The following is a 21,606-nucleotide window of genomic DNA, read 5'->3' on the forward strand; positions in this document are numbered from 1 at the left end:
CTCGTTCACGACATTTCACGTTCACACGAAGGAACATCTCTGATGACGTCGATGAATCCGAATCCCGCACCGGACGAGTCCGGCAGCAGCTTCGCGGAACCTGCAGGAAGGCGCAAGTCTCGCGTATTTGCCACTGCCGCAATAATTGTGGCAGTGACTGTGGGCCTGTTCATGACATATCTCGGCACTCGGTCGGACGAGAGTACGGCGATACCGCCGGCGCCGACGGTCGGCCAATCAGCACCGGCGGTCGTCGCTGCTGCGGACGCACACATGGCGCCCGGTATCCTGTCCCTCGATCCGCTCGGGGTGCAGGCACCGATCCTCGACGCGAGCGTCATCGACGGAGCCTTGACCCCTCCGGACGACGTCAGCGAGGTCGGGATCTGGTTGGACGGTGCGCCATTGGATTCGTCGACGGGCACAACACTGATCGCCGGGCACGTGAATCTTGCCGGTCAGGGCAACGGTGCGTTGTTCGACCTCGGGACGGTCGAGCCTGGGCAGGAGATTCGCACGTCCGATGCCGCCGGCAACAGCACCCGGTGGCGGGTCACCTCGGTGGTGTCGCGTGCGAAGGCAGACGGAATCGAGGAGAGCGTTCTGGCGGGGCCGGACGGTCCGCGCAAGCTTGCTGTGGTGACGTGTGGTGGCGAACTGGATTTCACAGATGGGGTTGGTAACTACCAGGACAACGTTTATCTGTATGCCGACGTGATCTAGTGGCGCGGGTGATCGCGCATGTTTTGACATTGACGTCAACGTCAAAACACACTGTGGCGGTGACTGACTGCGAAACCTCGACATGAGACTGCTGATCGCCAATCGAGGCGAGATTGCTCTGCGAATCATTCGAACGGCCCGCGAGCTCGGGATCGACACCGTGTCCGTCTATGCCGCCGATGACGCAGCAAGCCCGCATGTCGAAGCGGCGACGGAGTCGTTTCCACTGCAGGGCAGCGGCGCATCCGCGTATCTGGATCAAGACACGCTGTTGTCGATCGCGCTCGATTCCGCAGTCACGCATATCCACCCCGGATACGGATTCCTCAGTGAGAATCCGGAATTCGCGCGGGCCTGTGCCGGCGCCGGTCTTGTATTCGTGGGTCCGAGCGCTGAGGTGCTTCACGTCTTCGGGGACAAGTCGCGCGCGCGTACCGCTGCTGACCGGTCCGGGATTCCGGTGCTGCCCGCGACGGCGGGCGATGCAAGTCTCGACGAGGTGCGGGAGTTCTTTGCGCGCCATTCGCGAGGGATCATGATCAAGGCACTTGCGGGCGGCGGCGGACGAGGGATGCGGGTGGTACGCGATCTACCTTCGCTCGACGACGCCTACCGCGCGTGTGCTGCGGAGGCTCAGGCGGGCTTCGGGAGTGCCGCACTGTTTGCCGAGGTGCTCAGTGAACGTGCTCGCCATATCGAGGTCCAGGTTGCCTCGGCGCCCGGCGCGGCGGGTATCTGTGCACTGGCCCTGGGTGATCGCGATTGCAGTGTTCAACGCAGGCATCAAAAGCTTGTCGAAGTTGCTCCTGCGCAGGGTCTTTCGGAACCGCTTCGCGATCGTTTGCATTCCGCCGCGGCAAGATTGTGCGCGGAGGCCGGATATCGTGGGATCGCAACCGTGGAGTTTCTCGTGGAAGAGCGGGGATTCGTTTTCCTCGAGGTCAATCCGCGTATTCAAGTGGAACACACCGTCACCGAAGAGGTGAGTGGCGTCGATCTTGTCGCCGTGCAGTTGATGATCGCCGACGGCGTCAGTTTCGAATCATTGGGTCTTCCGGACGGGATTTCCTGTGTAGCAGGGGTTCCTGGGCACCGGGGAACGGTTGCGACGGCGTCGGGTATAGCAATTCAGGTGCGGGTCAACATGGAAACCATGACGCGCGACGGCGGTGCGCGTTCGGAAACAGGAACGCTCGACGTGTTTGCGCCGCCGAGCGGCCCGGGCGTGCGCGTCGACACCTTCGGTGCGCCGGGCTTGTCGCCGAGTGCCCGCTACGACTCCTTGCTGGCGAAGGTGATCACACACACCCGTCGGGCAGATTTTGCTGCGGCCGTGCGCAAGTCGATTGCCGCGCTCGACGAATTTGCGGTAGACGGGGTGGCGACCAACCTTCTTTTCCTGCGAGCGATTCTGTCGGAGAAGGATTTCTGTGACGGCGCCGTCGATGTCGAGTGGCTGGAGGGACGGATTGCGGACCTGGTCCCGGCAGCCGAGGTGTCCCCAATCGCGCCCAACCCTGTTGCTGTGCAGGGTGAGATGGTGGTGCGCGCGCAGATGGCCGGAATAGTTGTCGAGATCGCGGCCGTCGGCGATGCCGTTCACGAGGGCGGTCAGGCCGCCGTACTCGAAGCGATGAAGATGCAGCATGTCCTCGCTGCCGAGTCCGATGTCGAGGTGATTCGGATACTGCGCGGCATCGGCAAAGCCGTAGTTGCCGGCGAACCGCTCATGGTGGTGCGGGATGCCGCAGCGACTGAGAGAGTGGGGCCTTCCGAGGCCGTCGACCTCGATCTGGTGCGCCGCGATCTCGCGGAAATCCTTGCCCGACATGAAGTGACATTGGATGCGGCGAGACCGGAAGCGGTGGCCAAACGGCACAAGCTGGGTCGTCGGACAGCCCGCGAAAATGTCGACGACCTGATCGACGACGGCAGCTTTGTCGAATACGGCGCGTTGACTGTGGCGGCTCAGCGTAGTCGTCGGAGTGAAGAAGACCTCATCGCGAACACTCCCGCAGACGGATTGATCGGTGGTGTGGCGACGATCAACGGCGCCGAGAGCGTTGTCATTTCGTACGATTACTCGGTTCTTGCCGGTACGCAAGGCATGCGCAATCATGCCAAGACGGACCGACTGCTAGCACTCTCCGCCCGTAAGCGCGTTCCCGTGGTGCTGTTCGCGGAGGGCGGTGGCGGCAGACCCGGTGATACGGATGCGGGAGCAGGGTCGGGACTCGAATTGGGTACCTTCCGGGCGATGGCGGCCTTGCGCGGCCGAGTCCCGTTGGTGGCCGTCGTATCCGGTCGCTGTTTTGCGGGCAATGCGGCATTGGCGGGTGCGTGCGATGTTCTGATCGCCACGCCGGACGCGACTATCGGAATGGGTGGCCCGGCAATGGTCGAGGGCGGTGGACTGGGGACCTTCCGTCCCGAGGACATCGGGCCGATCGACGTTCAACGGCGGAACGGTGTTGTGCACGTGGTTGCCGAGAACGACGCTGAGGCAGTCGAATTGGCAAAGAAGTATCTCGGCTATTTCCAGGGTGCGACGCAGCAGTGGGCTGCGCCGGATCCTCGGCTGGCTCGGCACGTGGTGCCGGAGAACCGGCTTCGCTCGTACGACGTGCGGCGCGCCGTCGAGGCGATAGCCGACGTCGATTCGGTGCTGGAGTTGCGGCGCGATTACGGCCGCGGCGTCGTGACGGCGTTGATCCGGGTGGAAGGCGCCGCTGTTGCCGTGCTCGCCAACAGTAGCGAGCATCTGGGCGGGGCAATCGATGCGGAAGCGGCAGACAAGGCGTCGGACTTCCTGGAACTGTGCGAGGCGCATCGGATTCCACTGGTTACGCTCTGCGACACTCCGGGATTCATGGTGGGCCCGGATTCCGAGGAACAGGCCACGGTACGGCGGTTCGGCCGCTTCTTCGTGGCCGGTGCGAGGCTCACGGTGCCGTTCGGGACGGTGATTCTTCGTAAGGGTTACGGTCTCGGAGCCATGGCAATGGCCGGTGGGTCGTTCCACGCGCCCGAGTTCACGGTGGCGTGGCCGACAGGTGAGATCGGGCCGATGGGGCTCGAAGGCGCTGTACGACTGGGCTTCCGGAAGGAACTCGAATCAGTTGAGGATCCGGCGGCGCGGGAAACCCTGTTCGGTCAGTTCGTCGAACTGGCCTACGCACAGGGCAAGGCGCTGATGGCGGCAACGATATTCGAGTTGGACGACGTCATCGATCCGGCGGATACCAGGAAGTGGATCAGGCAGTTGTCGCCAACGCCGCAGCCAGACCGAAAGCCACTGCCATGAGCATAACTTCGCCGATTGCGCGGCGTAGCGATCCCTCGGCGCTCATGCGGTGGGCGGCACTCGCGACCACCCATGTACGACGCCACCACCACCCCAACCCGAGGAGCAGGGCAACGGCAACGAGCTTGGCGAGGACGACGCGGCCGTAGGCGGTGTCGTAGAAGGCCGACAGCGATTCGAGTCGTACGGCCGCGTTGACGGTTCCCGTGATGACCAGTGCGAGAACACATCGCCAGGCGAGGGCAGAGTATTTCGGCAGCCACAGTGCCCACGCACCGCGGGCGGGCATGGCGAGCGCGAGCGCGGCGAGAACACCGAACCACAGGCCTGCGGCGAGTACGTGGATGGCGTCGAGGATGGAACCGAAGCTCTGCTGCGCCATGTGGCCGGTGATGGGGCGGGTGGCGAGAGCAAGTGCGGTGACAACCAATGCCGGTGCAACGGGCACTGTTTCAGGGTTCTTGAATCCGTACACGCCGTAGCAGACGACGGCAAAAGCGCAGACGATGATGGCTGCTCCCACCCGGCCGACATTGACTTCGCCGACAAAAGTAGCGAAGTGGCCGACGGTCAGAGCCGTGATCGGCTGTCCGTCGGCGGCCGCGGCACTCAGTGCGAGCAAAGCGATTTCGGCAACCAACCAGACTGCGGCGATGGCGGTGAGTTGAGTCCACATCGCGGCGTTGGGGGAAGCCGGCCGGCGTTCGCCTCGGCCCATCCAGGCAAGTGTGGCGATTCCCAGTGTCACGGAACCACATCCGATGGCGAGGACACGTACCGTGCTGGACGCTTCGGGGCCGGCTGGGCTTGCCAATCCCCAGGCGATCAGCACTCCCAGAAGTGCCGTGGGTACGGCAAACAGCAACCACCATCTGTTTGCCGTACCGCTCACGGGATCAGCTCGACTTCGGCTTGCGCAGCACGAAGAACAGCGCGCCACCGAAGACGACAACACCGGCGAGGATGAATCCCCAGACCGGGATGCTGCTCGACGACTCGGACGACGAACTGTCACTAGCCGACGCGGCCGGGGTGACCGGTGTGCCGGGACCGGCCTCGGTGAGTGTGAAGTTCAGCGTTCCCTGGACGGGGTGACCGTCGGCGGACGTGACGCGATACGCGATCGTGTACACACCGGCAGGTCCCAGATCTCCCAGGTCCACACTCACGGTTGCGCCCTCGACGGAGGGCTCACCCTTGGACCATTGGTCACGGCTGTCCCCGGGCCCCGTAACGGTCAACGCCGCGAACTGCGCTTGCAGGGCTTCGTTGAAACTGACGGAAACGTTGTCCGGGGGAACCTGGATGGACGCGCCGTTCTCGGGGTTCGACCCGACCACAGCGGAGTGCGCGCCGGCCGTGCCCACCCCGAGCATCGACGCGAGCATGGCAAGTAGGCCGACAGTGACGACCTTCAATCCGGTACTCGAGATCCGTGTGCTCATGAACGCTTGCTCCTCACCAGTGCGCCCAGGCCCAGTGCAGCGCCGAGCGCGCCGAGAACCAGTCCGGCTCCTCCGAGCCAGCGGGCGGTGTTGTCGTTCGATGATTCTGTCGCAGATGTCTCGTTCGCGGCGTGGGTATCGGTGGTGCTCCCGTGCGCGTCACCCGTGGCGGCCGCCAAGGTCAGGGACGGAGCCGGCTTGTCCGGCTCACTGCCGTCGGCGAGGGCTGCCTGATCCCAGTTGACGACGTTGCCGTCGCTGTACGTCTGCACCGCATTGAACGAGACCTCGTCCTGCGTTGGCAGCGGTCCGGCGGAGAGAACGAACTGTTGGAACTGGCCGGGGCCGACGCCGACGCCGGGATCTGCCGTCCAGGTCACGGACTTGGCAACCAACGACGTCGGATCCTTCTCGACGACGGCCGTCCAACCTGGCATCGGTTCGGTGCGCGCGGACTTGAGGTCGGGCAGCGCCACCGTCACCTTGGTGGTCGACGCGGTGTCGGATTCAGTGGGCACGCGGAAGGTCAAAACGCTGTACCCGCCCTGAGTCGCTCCTGGAGCTACGACGCTGACGTGCGCTGACGCGATTCCACCGGCAAGCAGGATGGCTCCGCCGGTTGCTGTTGCCGTGATGAGCGCACGCGAAATCAGGGTGTTCTTCATTGTGAATGTGTCCTCTTGGTCTGGTGAAGGGTTGTGAGTGCGAGTTCTTCAAACCAGAGCGGGAGGTCCACGCGGCGAAATGCCGGCGCGAAGGAGAGTGTCGACGGGGCCGCGGTGGTGCGTCGTCGGGAATCGCCGGATTCGGGCTGCAACGGGCGTCGCCGGCGCTGACAGCACTACTCGCACGACGTGGGTGATTACGCGGAACAGTCGCTCGGCAGCCAATACGAGGGTCGCGCAGACGAGCGTGGCGACTATGTGTGCTCCCAGCATCGCCAGCCCTGGAGAACGGGCCGGAGAAGGGGAATGAGAATGCATGGAGAGCGCCATGGTGGTGTGCGCTGCCAGTTGGCCGGCGCCGAGAGCCGCGATGAGTGGCAGTGGTCCGCGCGCCAGAACGGGGAGTGTTCCGGTGATGGCACCGATAGCCGAACACACGGCTATCAGCAGTGTCAGCGACGACGCCGGCGGTACGTCGCCGCCGGCCAGGCCGTGCGCTGCGATGGCAAGAGCGGTCGACACAGCCCCGACAGCACTACCCCGAAGGAGTGCTGTCGTGGGCGCGTCGGTGGACACTCGAGCAGGTCTAGCGGACGCCGAGGCGTGCGAGCAGATCAGCCTCTACGCCGTCGAGTTCAGTGGAAATAGCGTGGTGGGCGGCCTTGCGGCGAGCCTGCGGCATCTGCTCGGCTGCCCGCACTGCGGTGCTCAGATCGCTCAGACGCTCACGGATGGCCGCGGCAAAACGCTGCGTTTCGGCGTCGTTCGGCTTGTGGCTGAGGATCTCGGTGACCGAGCTTTCCGCTCCCGCAATGCGGGCGCTCAGCTTGGCGCCGTGGCCCGTGTAGTCGCCCAATTGGTCGACGGCGATGCCCATTTTCTGAGCGCGCGCGGTGTCCAACTGACCCCGAACTGCGGTTGCGGCCCGATAGATGATCGGCAGCAGAACCGGAGCCAACAGGCGAGCGACACCCAGGTACTTGCGCACCTTGGCAACGGTCAGACCCTGATTCGCAGCGGCCTTTTCCTGGGCCTTCAAGGTAGCGATCTGCGCCTTTTCGATCTTGTGCGTCGAATCGATCTCAGCCTTCTCCAGCTTCTTGATCGACTTGGTCTCGACCTTGTCGCGCTTGCGTTGGCTCTTGGCGTTGAGTTTCGCCTCGACCTCGGCCTTGTGCTTGAGAGCCTTCGCCTCCGCCTTGCGGGTGGCACGAGACTTTCGCTTCTTGAACAACCCCATCGAAAAGGACCCCGTTTCCAGGTGTTTGTGCGCTGCCAGGTACCTGCGCTTCGGCTTCAGCCTAGGGGAGCACATAATCTTCGTCATCGTGTGTTCCGATAAAAGCCCCGCGCCCTCGCTCCCTCTGATCGATTCAGGGGCGCTGACGCGTTGCCGTCATCGGGTGCGTCTCGACGGATTGTTTCCGGGCAAATGGGCGTCGGAGCCTCTCGACACGGGCATCAAACAGCGTCAGGAATCGGCAACCGCCAAGCGCGCGGAGATCGCGGAGCTGGTGATCGGTGCCGCTCCTGATCGCTGGGTGCGGATCAACGCTGATCAGTCGACGGCGACGCAAGCTCGCGACACCCTGGCCGCCTGTGAAGCCGGCGCCGACCGCATCTGGGGCGCCGTGTTGCCCGTCGAACGCGACACCGGCCGCAAAGGTCGATGCGAAATGCTGATCCGCGATACCGAGGGCGGCGGCTATATCCCGGTGATCGTCGTCAACCACAAGGTCACCGACCCGGGGCAGGGCGCGATCACATCGGGACTGTTCGAGTGGGAGCCTGCAGTCGATCCGAAGCGCAAGGTACGAGGCCAGGTTCGTGACCAGATGCGCGTCGCGCAGGTTTACCGGATGCTCGAGCGCCGGGGACTGGCAAGTCCGTCGTTGCAGGCGGGTGCGATCGGTTACAACGGCGACTGCATCCTCGTTCACGACCTGAGTGCGATTCTCGAGGATTACGACGAGCGCTACGACGACAGGATTGCCGTGGCGCGCGGTGAGGTGCTGACGTCGCCCTCACAGGTCAGTGAGTGCAAATCGTGCCCGTGGTGGACCGAGTGCAAGGAAGAGTTGGTCCGCAACCGCGACGTCAGCCTCGTCGCCGTCGGATCGCGGGCCGAGCTTCTGCGTGACGCCGGATGCAACACCATCGATCAGCTTGCGGCCTGGGAGGGCGAGCCGCTCGAGGATTGGCCGCACGGAAACTTCGAGGACGCCGTCGTAATCGCGAAGGCGTGGCTGGCGGGCGCTCCGTTGGTACGACGCTTCGAGAAGATCTCGGTGACGCGGGCGGACATCGAGATCGACGTCGACATGGAGAGTTACCAGGAGCACGGCGCTTATCTGTGGGGAACTTTGCTCAATGTCGGCGGCTTCTCGATGTATCGGGGATTTGCGACGTGGGATCCGTTGCCGACGCGTGACGAGGCGCGATCGTTCGCGGAGTTCTGGGGTTGGCTGATGGCAGAGCGCGCGGCCGCAGCCGTATCCGGCAAAACTTTTGCTGCCTACTGCTATTCACGTTCCGCGGAAGACAAGTGGCTTCTGGATTCTGCTCGCCGATTTGCCGGCGAACCGGGTATTCCGACCAAAGAGGAGATCCGCGAGTTCATCGACAGTCCGCAGTGGGTCGACATCTACCAAGCTGTCAGCGACCAGTTCATCTGCCCGGATGGCAAGGGGCTCAAAAAGATTGCGCCCGTTGCCGGATTCCATTGGCGCGACGCCGAAGCCGGTGGTGAAGCCTCGATGGCGTGGTACCGCGAGGCGGTCGGCTACGACGGTGAGCCGGACGAGACACAACGGACACGGATCCTGCAGTACAACGAGGATGATGTCATCGCCACCAAGGTCTTACGTGAGTGGATGACGGACCGCGCGGAGAAGGAAATTCCGCTCGCCTCCGAGCTGTAATCCGGCGTAATCGACCGGCGTACTCGACAAAGCTGGTTACTGTTATGTCCTAAAAGTATGGAATGCCGGATTTAACAAGAAGTTTCACAACCTAATTACCTTCCATGGTGTGTCTCGACCTCGCGCACGCGCTACCGTCATCTGGTGGCTCCATGACGGGGGTGTCGAATGCTGCGCACAGTGGCTGGGCGTCGGAATGACTCCGAACTGTCTGATCTCGAACGGCGTGACGTCTTCGCGCGGCAAATTCTGCAGGTGACGACAGTCGCGCCGCTGGCCAACTTGGTCAATGTGCTCAGCATGTGCGCGTTGCTCGCCTACGTCGTACCCCCGGGGCACGACGAGTTTCGGTTGATCTGGGGTACCGCCGCCCTCCTCGTGGTTCTCAATTCGGTGCGAGTGTGGATACCCCGGGTCATTCTGAAGGACCGATACCGGCCCAAGCACACGACGCGCTACGACTACTGGGCTCTGATGCTCGAGGTAATCCTGCTGGGCCTGCTGGTTGTCATTCTCGCTGCCGCAATGCTTCCTGTGATCGACAGTTCGCGGAAGCTGGTGCTGATCGCGACATTCGCCGGCGTGATGGGCGCCGGCGCCGTGGCATTGTCGACGGTTCGCTCGATAGCTGTGGTCTGGATTCTGGTGCACAGCATCGGATTACTTGCCGTGATTCTTCCCAAGGGGACAACCGAATACACCGTCCTCTCGTATCAATTAGTCGTGTACACGGTCACGTTGGTGATCGGTGTCGTATACCTCTGGGCTTCGTTCCGCAGTCGATGCCTAGCCGAGTTCGCGGCCGCCGCTGAGCGTCAGACCGTCAGCTTGCTTCTCGACGACTTCGAAGGTGGAACTCGTGACTGGCTGTGGGATGTCGACAACACCGGAACGCTGTCGCATACGTCTATTCGTCTGTCGCAGATATCGGGTATTGCAGTCTCCGAGTTGAGGGTGCTGTCGCTTCGAGGCTTGCTGGATCGGCTCGAGGTCGGCTCGACGAAGAGTGGGCGAACTGCGCTCGCTGTGATCGACGATCATCTCGAGCGGCTGATGCCATTTCGCGAGGTGGTTGTCCCGGTTCGTGCCGGAGGCGTCGACCGATGGTGGTCTTTGTCGGGACAACCCAGAGTTACCGAGACATCCGAATTTCTCGGCTGGCGCGGTGTCGGGTCGGACGTCACCGAGAAGTACAACTACGAACGGCGGATACTGCGGCTTGCTGCAACAGACGGCCTGACCGGGCTACCCAATCGACGGACATTCGGCACCGAACTCGTTGCCGCACTTGGTTCGCTTCGCCCCGAAGAGCAGGTATTTGTCGGGATCCTCGATCTGGACAATTTCAAGTCCGTGAATGACACGCTTGGGCATCCGGTGGGTGACAAATTGCTGATTTCCGTAGCGGCACGATTGAACCGAGCGAGTGCAGGTGTGATCTGCGCCCGCATCGGTGGTGACGAATTCGGGCTGATCGTTCGCGAATCACGCGAGCGGGACGGCTATGCGATGTTGGCGCACTATTTGGAGGCGTTGCGCGAGCCGTTCTACGTCAACGGCAACCGGATCGAGATCCGAGCGTCGATTGGATATGCCAGTGCCCCTGCCGATTCCGATGACGCCGATACTCTGGTCATGTCGGCGGATCTGGCTCTCTACGCGGCCAAATCCGCGGGAAAGAACCGGGTTGGGCGATATTCTCCGGCACTACACATACAGGCGAGTGAGCGCGCATCTGCGTTGCAGGAACTCGGGAGTGCAATCGAAGCCCGACAGTTCGAGCTGTATTACCAACCTCAGGTTCTGGCGGAGAACGGTCGTGTCGAGGGATTCGAAGCACTTCTTCGTTGGAATCATCCCGTGCGTGGATTACTCACGCCGCGCCATTTCATCGATGTGGCAGAGGAAACAGGACTGATAGTCCCGCTCGGGCTGCAGGTGCTGCAGATGGCATGCACCGAAGCGGCAACGTGGCCCGAGTCCACTTATGTCACGGTGAATGTTTCTCCAGCGCAACTTATTTCGACTGGATTCGGAGAACGGGTACTGGACGCTCTCGAATTGTCCGGACTGCCGAGTAAGCGCCTGCAGCTGGAAATCACCGAAACGGGAACAGTCGACGGTCTCGGTGTCGCCGAATTGGACCGTCTTCGCGCGACCGGGATCGCAATTGCATTGGACGACTTCGGAACCGGATACTCGTCTTTCGAGAGTTTGAAGAAACTGCCCGTGGACATTCTCAAAATCGACAGATCATTCATCACCGAGCTGAGAGAAGGTGATTCGGCGGTCGTCACGTCCATTGTCGAAGTTGCCAAAGCGCTCGGGATGCAGTCACTGGCAGAGGGCGTGGAGACGGCGGAACAACTGCGTCTTCTACGCGGCGCCGGTTGCGAGCTGGTTCAGGGTTACTACATCAGCGAGCCGCTACCGGCAGCGGAAGTGACCGAATACCTCAAAGGCGCACAAGGCAAAGCACAACCTACCGCGGTGTCATGCGGAGTGCGCCGTCCATGCGGATGGTCTCGCCGTTGAGGTAATCGTGCTCGACGATCATCTGAGCGAGCTGCGCGTACTCGGACGGCTGGCCCAGACGAGACGGGAACGGAACGCCGGCTTCGAGGCCCTTGCGGTACTCGTCGGTGACGCCGGCGAGCATCGGGGTGTCGATGATGCCGGGAGCGATCGTGTTGACGCGGATGCCGAACTGAGCCAGGTCGCGGGCAGCCGGAACCGTCATCCCGTGCACGCCGCCCTTGGATGCCGAGTAGGCGATCTGGCCGATCTGGCCTTCGAAGGCGGCAACAGATGCGGTGTTGATGACAACGCCGCGCTGGCCGGACTCGTCGACGGCATCGGTCTTGGAGATGGCGTCGGCTGCCAGACGCATGACGTTGAACGTGCCGAGCAGGTTCACGGTGATGACCGTGCGGAACAGTTCGAGGTCGTGCGGACCGTTCTTGGACAGGATGCGTCCAGCCCAGCCGACTCCGGCGCAGTTGACGACGATACGCAGCGGAGAGCCGGATTCGACGATCTGGTTGATCGCAGCTTCGACCTCTTCGCCGCTGGTCACATCGGTGGGGATGAGGGTGACACCGGCGGGGACGTTGTCGCCGGCACGCTCGATCGATGCGGGCAGATCCAGGCCGAAGACGGTGGCGCCGGCGTCGGCGAGGCGCTTGGCCGTAGCTGCACCAAGTCCGGAAGCTGCTCCGGTGACCAGTGCTGCGGTTCCCTTGATTTCCACTTCGTATGCTCCTCGAGTTAGCGATCGGTAAGGCAGTGGTACGTGGTGAGAACCATAACGCGGCGCTCTATGTGAGGGCGAACGCGCGACGGCTCCACTGCGCTGGGTACCTTTGATGCGAGGTGAGACGTCAGGTTTCAGCCTCATCGGACGAGAGGGGCTGCGGTGAGCAAAGCATCTGTGCGCCCCGCCGCCTCCGTCGAGAACTTCGAGCGGTTGCAGCGCGACCCACTCTTCGAGGATCTCGCCGAACTGATTGCCGAGGTTCTCTCGTACGCGTTCGACGCGCCGGCGGCAGTCGAGATCGAGCAGTGGACAATCAGTTGCCTGCCGTCGACCAACCGATCCGCGGAGCGCCATCGATTGTTCACCCTCAACATCGGCCCGATGGAAGTGCTCAGCGTCGAGTGCCATCTTTCCGGCGGGCAACCGATCGAACACGTCATGTCGGTCTTCGTGTCGAGTTCGGCATTGGAATCCCGAACCGGTTGCAGTATCGAGGAACTCGCCGCGAAACACGATTTACTCGGCATCCGGCGAACCGAACTGGCTTCAGCCGACGGCGACGGGACCATGATCGACTGCAGCCTCGAGGACTCGGATGCGTTGGAGCAGTTCGCCGAACTGCCCGTCGACGCGTCGACCGTTCGGCCGCTTGCAGACCATCTCGTAGCCAAGGGCAAAGGGCCTTTCCGGCAATACCACAACCCCGGGTTTGCCAAGTACGTACTCGAAAGGTCGGTCGATCATGGCTGAGCAAGTGTCCATCCGCCTGCCACGTGTGCTGCGAGACGGTGACGACGCCGGTGCACTGGACGTATTGCAGGAATACTTCACCCGCAAGGTTGCGAAGACGGGCTACTTACGGACCGGTGCCCTGTGGGATACCTGGGATCCGAGTGGCAATCGTGATCGCGACGTTGACCGCTTCACTGCGGAAGATCTTGTCGCAGTGACACTTCTCGCGGTTCAGGTTCCGGCCCAGGGTGCATTGTTCCTGCTGGGGGAGAGTAACGCTTCATTGAATGGTCTCCTGGCCGACGTCGGTCCAGATCGTGATCTGGCCGGCGAAGCTGATCCTTTGACGCCGGAATCTCCGGTGTGGCGGCTGGAGACAGCGCTCCGCGACATCCACGGTGTCGGCCGCACAATGGCGTCCAAACTCATTGCTCGCAAACGCCCGCGGCTCTTCCCGATTTACGACGACGTCGTCGGCCGGGAACTCGGGACCAAGACGGCTCATTTGGAGCCGGTGCGATTCTCACTGCATGCTCGCAACGGAGAACTCCATGATCGGTTGTCGGACCTGCGTGATCGTGCGGGTTTGAGTGATGTAGTGCCGGCGGTGCGGATCCTGGATGTGCTGGCCTGGATGCAGGGCAAGGGTTACAAGCCGGCTTCGGTGTAGTCGGTGGCAGGTGATGTATCGTTGAATGAGCTTGTATATCAACAAGTCTCGAGCTTGGACTCGTGAAAACCTGTCCGATATGTCCCTAGGAATCGAAATCCTGTTCGACTAAAATTAGTGCATGAACAGTCGGGAAGCGTGGCAATACGACGGCGAGGGCCTCAAGACCGAGGTGCTCGACCTCGCCCGCGCCCGGCACGAGATGGCTTCCCGCATGATTGTGATGATCACCGAAATGTTCACCCGCGACACACTCGGCGGCGGAGGATTCCGCGCCATCGCGCAGTGGCTGCACCAGTCCACAAACCTCGAGATCGGCGAATGCAGCCGGCTGGTCAGCCTGGCGAGGTTGTTCATGCTCGAACCTGTTGTCGGGCAATCTTTTCACGACGGTGATATCGATGCGTCGAAGGCGCGTCAGGTTGCGCAGTTCTGTCAGCACCCGCCCAAGAACATGAGTCTCGTCGACGTCGAGAAGGCCCGCGACATCCTCCTGACCCTCGCCTCGAGGAACGTCGCCGACTGCGATTCCGTCCGCGCGGCGATCCGGCGGATCCAGAAGCAGTACGGCAACCGCGCCGACGGCGTACCAGCCGGTGAAGATTCCGAACTCAACGAGTTCTATGCTTCCCGTGGCCTGTACGGGCGAGTCAGCGTCAAAGGTGACCTCGACGCCGTCAACGGTGCCCGTCTCATCGCGCTACTGTCCGCCCTGTCGGCGCCCACGCCGGAGAAGGACGGCGTGAAAGACGAACGCACCCCGGCGCTTCGACGCGCCGACGGATTCTGTGAACTGCTGCGCCGCTACGAAGCCGCCGGTCTCGGTCCCGTCGAAGGTGGCGTCAAACCGCACCTGACGATCACCGCCACCGCAAAAGACCTCACCGATCTGCAGGCACTGAAAGACCTGTTGCCCTCCACCGAAGAACTCGGTTACGCGATCACCAACTGGGCCGGCCCCATCAGTCTCGACACCGCCCGCATGCTGGCCTGCGACTGCGAGGTCACCCGAATCCTTCTCGATAGCAACGGTGTACCCCTCAACCACGGCATGAAAGCGCGGCTAGCGACCGTCCCACAGCGGCGAGCCCTCACGGTACGAGACGGCGGCTGCGCCTTCCCCGGTTGCGGAACCCCACCGGGCTGGTGCGACGCCCACCATCTGATTCACTGGCTCGACGACGGCCCCACAGATCTCGATAATCTGATCTTGCTGTGCGGTCATCATCATCGGATGATGCATCACACCGAGTGGAGAGTCGACATCGGAAACGACCGGAAAACCCGGTTCTATCCACCGATGTCGGTGGACCCGTATCAAGTTCCTGTTCCCGGGAACACACCACCAACAGCAGCCTGAAAATCTAGCGTGTGCACCGGGGATCAAACATGCCCCGGTGTACATTGCCGACTACAGTTCCGAAATTGGCGTTTCCAAGGTGATATCCACACCCATCCGTCGAAGGTTACCGTCGAGAACCTGCCAGATGGAAAGCTCGAGGAACTCGGCTAATTCAGTGCCGGACACGTCGGATCCTGGTTGGCTGAGCCAACGGTTGACGCTGACATCGACCAATCCGATCACACCGAAAGCCAAGGGCTCCGCCATCTTCGACGGTTTGCCGCGGCTGGTGAGGATCGCGCCCAACAGGTTTCCCAACTGGACGGCGATGGCCGTCTTGGTTCCCGTCACCACTTTCGAACCGGTTGCCCGCGTACTCGGTGAGCCTTTGCCCAGAAAGTGGTGCAGTCGTGGGTATTTCACGATCCAGCGAAGATAAGTGTCGACGGCCCGCGAGATGGCCTCGCCGACGGTACCCTGCGGCGTGAGGGTGGGCGTCAGGTCGGTCATCATCATGTCGAGGATGCGGACCCGCAGTTGCTCGTCGAGGTCGGCGCGATCCTTGAAGATCCGGTAGACAACGGAACGGGGGACGTCGGCGCGCTCGGCGATCTGCTGGACGCCGACATCGGCGCCACCTTCGTTGACTGCGTCGAGGGCCGCGTCGAGGATGCGTGCTTTGCGCTGCTCCTTGTGATCGTTCCAGCGAGTGCTGCGCCCGTCGGGCTGCGCCGACTCGGCTGTGTTCGTCATGAATCGAACGATACTCACCCGGGCATTGACTGGACAAGATGTCTCACATACTTTGGTGGGACAGCGTGTCACACACAGATACCGTTCTCTTCAGGAGTGGCAATGAGTAACAGGGTTTTTGTCGTCGGCGTCGGCATGACGAAATTCGAGAAGCCGGGAGCCCGTGAGTGGGACTACCCCGACATGGCACGCGAGTCGGGTACCAAGGCTCTCGAAGATGCGGGGATCGACTACTCCGAGGTCGAGCAGGCATACGTCGGCTACGTCTACGGCGAGTCCACCGCAGGTCAGCGGGCTGTCTACGAGCTCGGTCTGACGGGTATCCCCATCGTCAACGTGAACAACAACTGTTCGACGGGATCGACCGCGCTCTACCTCGCCACGCAGGCGGTCAAGAGCGGTCAGGCCGACTGCGCACTGGCGCTGGGCTTCGAGAAGATGCAGTCCGGGTCGCTCGGATCCACCTACGACGACCGCGAACAGCCCCTCATGCGGCACCTCCTCGCTCTCGCCGAGCTGCAGGAGTTCGCGATGCCGCCGGCTCCGTACATGTTCGGCGCGGCCGGCGTCGAGCACATGGAACGCTTCGGAACCACTGCCGAGCAGTTCGCGAAGATCGCCGTCAAGAACCACAAGCACTCGCTGAATAACCCGTACGCCCAGTTCCAGGACGAATACACCCTCGAGCAGATCCTCGAAGCACGCCAGATTCACGGGCCGCTCACCAAGCTCCAGTGCTCGCCCACCTCGGACGGATCCGGCGCGGCGATCATCGCCAGCGAAGCATTCGTCGAGAAGCACGGCCTCGCTGCTCAGGCGATCGAGATCGTCGGACAGGCCATGGTCACCGACATGAACAGCACTTTCGAGGACAAGAGCGCCATCAGCCTCGTCGGCGCAGACATGACCCGTAAGGCCGCCGAGAAGGTATACGCGCAGGCCGGGATCACCGCCGCCGACGTCGACGTCATCGAACTCCACGACTGCTTCTCCACCAACGAGTTGCTGACCTACGAGGCGCTCGGACTGTGCGCCGAAGGTGACGGTGGCAAGCTCGTCGACGCCGACGACACCACCTACGGCGGACGCTGGGTGGTCAATCCGTCCGGTGGCCTCATCTCGAAGGGCCACCCCCTCGGAGCAACGGGCCTCGCACAGTGCGCCGAACTCACCTGGCAGCTCCGCGGAACCGCCGACAAGCGTCAGGTCGACGGCGCAAAGGTTGCTCTCCAGCACAACATCGGCCTCGGCGGCGCAGTTGTCGTGACCGCATACAAGCCCTACGCACGCTGAATCACACCCTCAACCCGCTAGCTACCCACTAGGAGTTTCATCATGGCTTCCGTTTCCGTCTCCGCCGTACTGCCCGCGTCCCCCGAGAAGACCTGGGATGCGCTCTCCGATCTGTCTCGCTGGGAAGAGTGGCTCACCATTCACCAGGGCTGGAAGAGTGAACTCCCCACGGAGGTTGCGCTGGGCGCCAAGTTCACCGAGGTCGTCTCCGTGATGGGTATGGCCAACAAGATCGAATGGACCGTCGAAGAGGTCGAGGTTCCGAAGATGGTCAAGATCGCCGGAACCGGAATGGCCGGTGTCACCGTCGAATTCATCCTCTCGGTCGAGGCCGACGGTGCGGGCTCGAAGGCAACCGTCGACGCCAGCTTCAAGGGCACCATGATTGTCGGGCCGATCGGCAAGGCAGTCGCCAAGAACGCCAAGGCTGACCTCGAGGCTTCGCTGGCGAAGTTCGCCGAGCTGGTCGGATAACGCTCGATGACGACACCGAAGACGACAACACCGAAGACCAATGCGGTCGAATTCGATACTTCCGGGCTGGACGTCTGGACCGATCCGGAGCACTTCGAGGTGACAGCCGAGCGCATCGCGGAATACGCCGCTGCCACCAACGATCCCATCGAGCGGCATCTGTTGGGCGAGATCGCTCCGCCGGTCTTCGCGGTGGTACCCGTCTTCATGTCGATGGCACCCGCTGCGCTGTCGGTGGCACCGGTGGAACTGCTAATGAAGCTCGTTCACGGTGAGCAGGATTTCCTGTTCCACCGTCCGATCTACCCCGGTGACCATCTGGTGGCCCGGGCTAAGCCCATCGGGTTCGAGGGTCGCGACAACGGTTCCACCGTCGTCATCTACGTCGAAACCAAAACCGACAAGGGCGAATTGGTCAACGAGCAGTGGATGACGGCGTTCTTCCGCAAGGTCGACGCGGGTCCCGGCCTGGGTGAGAAGGCTCCCGAACACCGATTCGACGACGCTCTTCGTGCGGGCAGTCCGGCAGCGGTGGTGAATCAGCACATCGACGAGGACCAGACGTTCCGGTACTCGCCGGCGTCCGGTGATCCGATGCCGATCCACCTCGACGAAGAGATCGCTCGAATGTCCGGTCTCCCCGGAATTATCAACCACGGACTGTGCACGATGGCGTTCACGTCGTGGGGAGCCCTGACCGAACTGGCGGGCGGCGAGACCGAGCGGTTGCGCCGTCTCGCAGTGCGATTCGCGAAGCCCGTACTCCCGACCCAGGACATCGAGACGGTGTTCTACAAGTCGGGTTCGGCAGACGGAGCCACGTCGTACTCGTACGAAACCAGCGCGGTCGGTGACCTGGTCATCAAGGACGGCCTTGCTGTCATCACCGACAACTGAGTCTTCATGTCCGACAACTGAACTGATGGGAATCTGAACTGATGGGAAGTCTCGACGGTCGCGTAGCGATCATCACCGGAGCAGGACGCGGCATCGGCCGTGAGCATGCGCTGCTCTTCGCTCGCGAGGGTGCGAGCGTCGTGGTCAACGATCTCGGCGGAGCAAACGACGGTTCCGGTGCAGATGCCGGCCCCGCGCAGCAGGTAGTCGACGAGATCGTCGCCGCAGGCGGCAAGGCCGTCGCCAACACCGACAACATCGCCACCTGGGACGGCGCCGAGGGCCTCGTCAAGCAGGCCGTCAGTGAGTTCGGGCGACTCGACGTACTGGTCAACAACGCCGGCATCCTTCGCGACGCCTTCATTGCCGGCATGGACGAGAGCCAGTGGGACGCAGTCATTGCCGTGCATCTCAAGGGGCACGCAGCGACGCTGCACCACGCTGCCGCCTACTGGAAGGACCAGAGCAAGGCAGGAGAAACCGTCAATGCTTCGGTCATCAACACTGCTTCGGCTTCGGGTACCTTCATGCCGAATGCGGGCCAGGCGAACTACGGCGCAGCCAAGGCAGGCATTGCAGCCCTGACCCTGGTGGCGGCGGACGAACTCGATCGATACGGCGTGCGCGTCAACGCCATTGCGCCGATCGCGCGTACTCGACTGACGCTGGCGACACCCGGTATGGGTGCGCTCTTCGCGGCCGAGGTCCCCGAGGGTGAGTTCGACGCGTTTGCGCCGTCCAACATCTCGCCGCTCGTGGCCTATCTCGCGGCGGCGGACTGCAAGCTCACCGGCAAGGTGTATGCCGTTCAGGGTGGGGCCATCACGGAACTCGCCGGCTGGCACGGTGTGAACACCATCGAGAGCGAGGGTCCCTGGACCACCGCCGACCTCGCAGAACGTCTGTAAGCGCATGGCACGCAACGCATACGAACTCGGTCTCGGGCTGAGTGAGGAGCACACCGCGCTTGCAGATTCGGTGCGCTCCTTCGCCGAGCGCACCATCACCACCGAGCAGGTGCGCGCGGCCGTGGAGTCGCGGACCGAGGACAAGTTCCCCCAGTTCTGGACGGCACTCGTCGGGCAGGACCTTCTCGGGCTCGCGGTTCCGGAAGAGCAGGGTGGCCACGGCGCCGGCCTGCTGACCTTGGCAGTGGCACTGGAAGCATTGGGCCGCACAGTCTCTCCCGGCCCGTTTGTTCCGACGGTATTGGCAAGCGCCGTTCTCGGTGCCGCCGATTCCAAGGCGGGACTCGAGTACCTGCCCGGTCTGATCGACGGAAGCCGAACGGCAGCAGTCGCCTTGGGTGCACCGTTGGCAACTGAGGCATCGGACGGCGGGTACACGGTCACGGGCGCACTCGACGGTGTGCTCGGCGGCGAACATGCCGACGTGCTGCTGGTCCCGGTCCAGTTGCCCGAGGGCGTTCGCTACGCGGTGCTCGAGAGCAGCGCTGTCTCGATCACCGTGCAGGACAGCATCGACGTACTGCGCGGCAGTGCGCGAATCGAAGCCGACAATGTTCAGATCAGCGCCGAACGGGTACTCGACGGTCTCACCGAGGCGCGGGTACGGTCCATTGCCGCAGTAGTTCTCGGCGCCGAAGACGTCGGCGTCATGTCCTGGTGCGTCTCCACCGCGTCGGAGTATGCCAAGACGCGTGTGCAGTTCGGACGACCCATCGGTCAGTTCCAGGGTGTCAAGCACAAGTGCGCGCAGATGGGCATTGCGCTCGAGCAGGCCCGCGCCGTGGTGTGGGATGCGGCAAGCGCATTGGACAAGGGCGACGACACAGCAGATTTTGCCGCCGACATCGCCGCCGTCATCGTGCCGGACGCCGCAGTACAGGTAGCGCAGGACTGCGTGCAGGTTCACGGCGGCATCGGATTCACGTGGGAGCACGACGCACACCTGTACTACCGCCGCACGCTCTCGATCCGTGGCATTCTCGGCACCCGCGAGGATCGTGCCAATCGTGTTGCGCAGCAGGCACTCGACGGTGTCAGCCGGGCCTCGGTTCTCGAACTACCGCCAGAGGCGGAGAAGATCCGCGGCGGCATCGCAGCTGAGCTGGCCACGTTGGTCGATCTCGACGAGGACGACCAGCTCATTGCACTCGGCGACGGAGGCTGGGTTCAGCCGCACCTGCCGAAGCCGTACGGGCGCAGCGCCGCTCCGCTCGAGCAGATCGTCATTTCCCAGGAGATCAAGGCTGCCGGTATCTCGATGCCGCAGCTCCTCATGGGTGGCTGGGCGGTGCAGGCGGTTGTCGCTCACGGCACGGACAAGCAGAAGCAAGAACTGGCGGTGCCGACGCTGCAGGGCGAGCTGGTGTGGTGCCAGCTCTTCAGTGAGCCCGGTGCTGGTTCCGACCTCGCGTCACTGTCGACGAAGGCCGAAAAGGTCGACGGTGGTTGGAAGATCACCGGTCAGAAGATCTGGACCACGGTTGCTCAGTTCTCCGACTGGGCAATGCTGATCGCCCGCACGGACGCCACCAAGCCGAAGCATCAGGGCATCACCTACTTCGTCCTGGACATGTCGACACCGGGCATCACCGTCCGGCCGCTGCGTGAGATGACAGGTTCGGCGCTGTTCAACGAAGTGTTCCTCGACGACGTTTTCATCCCCGACGAGAACGTGGTCGGCGAGGTCAATGACGGCTGGAACGTCGCCCGCACGACGCTGGCCGGCGAGCGCGTCGCGCTGAGCCAGAAGATGGAGGCGTACGCTTCGGACTCCGATCTGCTGAAGTTCGCGAAGTCAGCAGATCTGAGCGCGATCGGTCGCTACCGTGTCGGCGAGCTGGTGGCCGAGAGCCAGGCGATCGACCTCATCGGCTCCCGCGTTGTGCTCAAGCAACTTTCGGGAATCGACGTGAGTACCACATCGAGCGTCGGCAAGCTGTTGGCGATGAAGATCAGCCAGTCGATCGCCGAATTCGTCGTCGCCGAACTGGGTGCTGCCGGAGCGGTCAGCATCCCAGGTCAGCCCAGCGACAAGGCGATGGAGCAGCTCATTTCGGGCCGTGCCACCACCATCTACGGTGGCACGACCGAGGTGCAGCTCAACGTTATCGGTGAGCGCATGCTCGGGTTGCCGCGAGACTGACAGTTTCTACCGGGTGGGGC

General features: G+C 62.8%; 19 protein-coding genes. 12 read left to right on the forward strand and 7 right to left on the reverse strand.

Annotation, left to right across the window (positions count from 1 at the left end):
• Positions 1 to 42 precede the first annotated feature (42 nt).
• Both FFI94_RS00675 and FFI94_RS00680 read left to right on the forward strand, forming a co-directional pair.
• The gene (locus FFI94_RS00675) at positions 43 to 723 is read left to right on the forward strand and encodes a class F sortase (protein ID WP_260683768.1); all 681 of its coding nucleotides are present in this window, start codon (positions 43 to 45) and stop codon (positions 721 to 723) included.
• A gap of 82 nt (positions 724 to 805) precedes the next feature.
• Positions 806 to 4,027 (forward strand): carboxyl transferase domain-containing protein, encoded by a 3,222-nt coding sequence (locus tag FFI94_RS00680; protein ID WP_138871297.1) that lies wholly within the window; start codon positions 806 to 808, stop codon positions 4,025 to 4,027.
• Here FFI94_RS00680 and FFI94_RS00685 read toward each other — a convergent pair.
• The 5 genes from FFI94_RS00685 to FFI94_RS00705 are packed head-to-tail and all read right to left on the reverse strand — an operon-like array spanning position 3,978 to position 7,377.
• Complete coding sequence (locus tag FFI94_RS00685; RefSeq protein WP_138871298.1) at positions 3,978 to 4,919, reverse strand: CopD family protein; 942 nt, start codon at positions 4,917 to 4,919, stop codon at positions 3,978 to 3,980. The genes FFI94_RS00680 and FFI94_RS00685 overlap by 50 nt on opposite strands.
• Positions 4,920 to 4,923: 4 nt before the next feature.
• Positions 4,924 to 5,472: a copper resistance CopC family protein gene (locus tag FFI94_RS00690; protein WP_138871299.1), complete on the reverse strand. Its 549-nt coding sequence runs from the start codon at positions 5,470 to 5,472 to the stop codon at positions 4,924 to 4,926.
• Entirely contained in the window at positions 5,469 to 6,137 is a 669-nt protein-coding gene (locus tag FFI94_RS00695; protein ID WP_138871300.1) for a YcnI family protein, read from the reverse strand. The genes FFI94_RS00690 and FFI94_RS00695 overlap by 4 nt, the downstream gene beginning before the upstream one ends.
• 48 nt (positions 6,138 to 6,185) lie before the next feature.
• On the reverse strand, positions 6,186 to 6,713 hold the full coding sequence (locus FFI94_RS00700; RefSeq protein ID WP_138871301.1) for a hypothetical protein: 528 nt from the start codon (positions 6,711 to 6,713) through the stop codon (positions 6,186 to 6,188).
• Positions 6,714 to 6,723: 10 nt separating this feature from the next.
• Positions 6,724 to 7,377: a DUF6474 family protein gene (locus tag FFI94_RS00705; RefSeq protein ID WP_138873531.1), complete on the reverse strand. Its 654-nt coding sequence runs from the start codon at positions 7,375 to 7,377 to the stop codon at positions 6,724 to 6,726.
• A 124-nt stretch (positions 7,378 to 7,501) separates the two neighbouring features.
• On the opposite strand from FFI94_RS00705, the gene FFI94_RS00710 reads away from it, so the two are divergent.
• A complete protein-coding gene (locus tag FFI94_RS00710) occupies positions 7,502 to 9,058 on the forward strand; it encodes a TM0106 family RecB-like putative nuclease (RefSeq protein WP_138873530.1) in 1,557 nt (518 codons plus the stop codon).
• A gap of 168 nt (positions 9,059 to 9,226) precedes the next feature.
• Positions 9,227 to 11,593, forward strand: a complete 2,367-nt coding sequence (locus FFI94_RS00715; protein ID WP_138871302.1) for a bifunctional diguanylate cyclase/phosphodiesterase — start codon at positions 9,227 to 9,229, stop codon at positions 11,591 to 11,593.
• On the opposite strand, the gene FFI94_RS00720 is transcribed toward FFI94_RS00715, so the two are convergent.
• Complete coding sequence (locus FFI94_RS00720; RefSeq protein WP_138871303.1) at positions 11,541 to 12,308, reverse strand: SDR family NAD(P)-dependent oxidoreductase; 768 nt, start codon at positions 12,306 to 12,308, stop codon at positions 11,541 to 11,543. The two genes, FFI94_RS00715 and FFI94_RS00720, sit on opposite strands and share 53 nt — an antisense overlap.
• Positions 12,309 to 12,473: 165 nt before the next feature.
• Between FFI94_RS00720 and FFI94_RS00725 the strand changes: the two genes are divergently transcribed.
• From FFI94_RS00725 to FFI94_RS00735, 3 genes are all read left to right on the forward strand, one after another.
• Entirely contained in the window at positions 12,474 to 13,064 is a 591-nt protein-coding gene (locus tag FFI94_RS00725) for a hypothetical protein (RefSeq protein ID WP_138871304.1), read from the forward strand.
• Positions 13,057 to 13,716, forward strand: coding sequence for a DUF6308 family protein (locus FFI94_RS00730; RefSeq protein WP_138871305.1), 660 nt, complete (start codon positions 13,057 to 13,059; stop codon positions 13,714 to 13,716). Before FFI94_RS00725 ends, FFI94_RS00730 begins: the two co-directional genes overlap by 8 nt.
• 121 nt (positions 13,717 to 13,837) lie before the next feature.
• Positions 13,838 to 15,076 carry an HNH endonuclease signature motif containing protein gene (locus FFI94_RS00735; protein WP_138871306.1) on the forward strand — a complete coding sequence of 413 codons (1,239 nt, stop codon included), beginning with the start codon at positions 13,838 to 13,840 and terminating at the stop codon, positions 15,074 to 15,076.
• Positions 15,077 to 15,127: 51 nt separating this feature from the next.
• Here the strand turns inward: FFI94_RS00735 and FFI94_RS00740 are convergent, their stop codons facing one another.
• Positions 15,128 to 15,811 carry a TetR/AcrR family transcriptional regulator gene (locus tag FFI94_RS00740; protein WP_138871307.1) on the reverse strand — a complete coding sequence of 228 codons (684 nt, stop codon included), beginning with the start codon at positions 15,809 to 15,811 and terminating at the stop codon, positions 15,128 to 15,130.
• A 102-nt stretch (positions 15,812 to 15,913) separates the two neighbouring features.
• Here FFI94_RS00740 and FFI94_RS00745 point away from each other — a divergent pair, with 102 nt between their 5' ends.
• From FFI94_RS00745 to FFI94_RS00765, 5 genes are read left to right on the forward strand one after another with little or no spacing between them, the layout of a single operon-like run.
• Complete coding sequence (locus FFI94_RS00745) at positions 15,914 to 17,104, forward strand: lipid-transfer protein (protein ID WP_138871308.1); 1,191 nt, start codon at positions 15,914 to 15,916, stop codon at positions 17,102 to 17,104.
• Positions 17,105 to 17,146: 42 nt separating this feature from the next.
• Entirely contained in the window at positions 17,147 to 17,578 is a 432-nt protein-coding gene (locus tag FFI94_RS00750) for an SRPBCC family protein (RefSeq protein ID WP_030535858.1), read from the forward strand.
• A 6-nt stretch (positions 17,579 to 17,584) separates the two neighbouring features.
• Entirely contained in the window at positions 17,585 to 18,475 is an 891-nt protein-coding gene (locus FFI94_RS00755; protein ID WP_138871309.1) for a MaoC/PaaZ C-terminal domain-containing protein, read from the forward strand.
• A 41-nt stretch (positions 18,476 to 18,516) separates the two neighbouring features.
• Positions 18,517 to 19,383 (forward strand): SDR family oxidoreductase, encoded by an 867-nt coding sequence (locus FFI94_RS00760; protein WP_138871310.1) that lies wholly within the window; start codon positions 18,517 to 18,519, stop codon positions 19,381 to 19,383.
• 4 nt (positions 19,384 to 19,387) lie between these two features.
• Positions 19,388 to 21,586: an acyl-CoA dehydrogenase gene (locus FFI94_RS00765; protein WP_138871311.1), complete on the forward strand. Its 2,199-nt coding sequence runs from the start codon at positions 19,388 to 19,390 to the stop codon at positions 21,584 to 21,586.
• The last annotated feature ends 20 nt before the right edge of the window (positions 21,587 to 21,606 follow it).

This window comes from Rhodococcus sp. KBS0724, from assembly GCF_005938745.2.
GTDB lineage: Bacteria > Actinomycetota > Actinomycetes > Mycobacteriales > Mycobacteriaceae > Rhodococcus_F.

What these genes read in the sequence shown, in the direction of transcription:
- FFI94_RS00675 (WP_260683768.1), top strand. Translation starts at nt 43, where the DNA reads ATGACGTCGATGAATCCGAATCCCGCACCGGACGAGTCCGGCAGCAGC.
- FFI94_RS00745 (WP_138871308.1), top strand. Translation starts at nt 15,914, where the DNA reads ATGAGTAACAGGGTTTTTGTCGTCGGCGTCGGCATGACGAAATTCGAG.
- FFI94_RS00705 (WP_138873531.1), bottom strand. Translation starts at nt 7,377, where the DNA reads ATGGGGTTGTTCAAGAAGCGAAAGTCTCGTGCCACCCGCAAGGCGGAG.
- FFI94_RS00730 (WP_138871305.1), top strand. Translation starts at nt 13,057, where the DNA reads ATGGCTGAGCAAGTGTCCATCCGCCTGCCACGTGTGCTGCGAGACGGT.
- FFI94_RS00690 (WP_138871299.1), bottom strand. Translation starts at nt 5,472, where the DNA reads ATGAGCACACGGATCTCGAGTACCGGATTGAAGGTCGTCACTGTCGGC.
- FFI94_RS00735 (WP_138871306.1), top strand. Translation starts at nt 13,838, where the DNA reads ATGAACAGTCGGGAAGCGTGGCAATACGACGGCGAGGGCCTCAAGACC.
- FFI94_RS00765 (WP_138871311.1), top strand. Translation starts at nt 19,388, where the DNA reads ATGGCACGCAACGCATACGAACTCGGTCTCGGGCTGAGTGAGGAGCAC.
- FFI94_RS00695 (WP_138871300.1), bottom strand. Translation starts at nt 6,137, where the DNA reads ATGAAGAACACCCTGATTTCGCGTGCGCTCATCACGGCAACAGCAACC.
- FFI94_RS00750 (WP_030535858.1), top strand. Translation starts at nt 17,147, where the DNA reads ATGGCTTCCGTTTCCGTCTCCGCCGTACTGCCCGCGTCCCCCGAGAAG.
- FFI94_RS00755 (WP_138871309.1), top strand. Translation starts at nt 17,585, where the DNA reads ATGACGACACCGAAGACGACAACACCGAAGACCAATGCGGTCGAATTC.
- FFI94_RS00680 (WP_138871297.1), top strand. Translation starts at nt 806, where the DNA reads ATGAGACTGCTGATCGCCAATCGAGGCGAGATTGCTCTGCGAATCATT.
- FFI94_RS00760 (WP_138871310.1), top strand. Translation starts at nt 18,517, where the DNA reads ATGGGAAGTCTCGACGGTCGCGTAGCGATCATCACCGGAGCAGGACGC.
- FFI94_RS00740 (WP_138871307.1), bottom strand. Translation starts at nt 15,811, where the DNA reads ATGACGAACACAGCCGAGTCGGCGCAGCCCGACGGGCGCAGCACTCGC.
- FFI94_RS00715 (WP_138871302.1), top strand. Translation starts at nt 9,227, where the DNA reads ATGCTGCGCACAGTGGCTGGGCGTCGGAATGACTCCGAACTGTCTGAT.